Source organism: Ruegeria sp. BHSB064, from assembly GCF_059613205.1.
Genome location: NZ_JBXWSB010000244.1, coordinates 1 through 1,592 on the forward strand (window position 1 = coordinate 1; position 1,592 = coordinate 1,592).

General features: G+C 57.5%; 1 protein-coding gene. It reads right to left on the reverse strand.

The features are described 5' to 3' along the window. Positions 1–1,590: alanine--tRNA ligase (gene alaS, locus AC2FNU_RS24700; RefSeq protein ID WP_496794259.1), on the reverse strand; the 1,590-nt coding region annotated here is incomplete at its 3' end. Positions 1,591–1,592: the final 2 nt, after the last annotated feature.

Genomic DNA, 1,592 nt, shown 5'->3' on the forward strand with positions numbered 1-1,592 from the left:
ATCGGCAAACTTCCTGGTGTCCTCCACCCGGCTGAGGTCATCACGGTCATCGACACGACGCAACTCGCCCGTATCGCCAATCTGACCACCGGCCTCGCCATAAAACGGGGTCTGGTTCACGACAACCCAACCGCTGCCGCCGGCTTCGATGGCATCGACCAGAGCGCCATCCACGACCAGCGCGGCAATCTGTGCTTCGGCCTTCTCTGTCTCGTATCCCAGAAAATCCGTCGCACCGGTTGAATCCAACACGTCAAACCAAACGGCTTGATCCGCTGCTTCGCCAGACCCGGCCCAAGCCGCCCGCGCCTTGGCCTTCTGCTCTGCCATCGCGGAGTCAAACCCGTCGGTATCAACGGCGCGACCCTTCTCGCGCAGCGCATCCTGCGTCAAGTCCAGTGGGAAGCCATAGGTGTCATAAAGTTTGAAAGCCGCAGCCCCCGGCAAAGGCGCGCCTTCGTCCAGCCCTGCAACCTCGTCATCCAGCAGTTTCAAACCGCGATCCAGTGTTTGCTTGAACTTGGTTTCCTCAAGCAAGAGTGTCTCTTCAATCAGCGGCTGGGCCTGCGTCAACTCCGAGTAGTGCCCCCCCATGAGCTGCACCAACGACGGCACAAGGCGATGCATGACCGGGTCTTTCGCCCCCAACAGGTGCGCATGGCGCATGGCGCGGCGCATGATCCGGCGCAGAACGTAACCGCGCCCATCATTGCTGGGCATAACCCCATCCGCGATCAGGAACGAGGTCGAGCGCAGGTGGTCCGCAATCACGCGGTGATGCACATTCTGGTCACCATAAGGATCTACTCCGGTTACATCGGCTGATGTCTCGATCAGGGTTTTGAACAGGTCAGTGTCATAGTTGTCATGGCTGCCCTGCAACAACGCGCCGATCCGTTCCAGCCCCATGCCAGTGTCGATGGATTGCATATCCAGTTCGACCATCGAGCCATCTTCGAACTGTTCGTTCTGCATGAAGACGACGTTCCAGATTTCGATGAAACGGTCGCCATCTTCTTCGGCCGATCCCGGAGGTCCCCCCCAGATGTGATCGCCGTGGTCATAGAAGATCTCGGTGCAAGGTCCGCAGGGACCAGTCGGGCCCATCTGCCAAAAATTGTCGTTGGTTGCGATGCGGATAATGCGGTCTTCGGGAACACCAACCTTTTTCCAGATCTCAAACGCCTCGTCATCGGTGTGATAGACCGTGGTCAACAAGCGGTTCTTGTCGATACCGAATTCCTTGGTGATCAGGTTCCAGGCAAACGGGATTGCGTCATGCTTGAAGTAATCCCCGAATGAAAAGTTGCCCAACATCTCGAAAAACGTGTGGTGGCGCGCGGTATAGCCCACATTGTCGAGGTCGTTATGTTTGCCACCGGCCCGCACACATTTCTGTGCCGTCGTGGCGCGTGTATAGTCGCGGGTTTCCAGACCGGTGAACAGGTTCTTGAACTGCACCATGCCCGAGTTCACGAACATCAGCGTTGGGTCGTTGCGCGGCACCAGCGGGCTGGATGCCACAACCTCATGCCCCTGTTTTTCAAAGTAGTTCAGAAAGGTCGATCGGATATCGTTCAGGGTTGGCATAG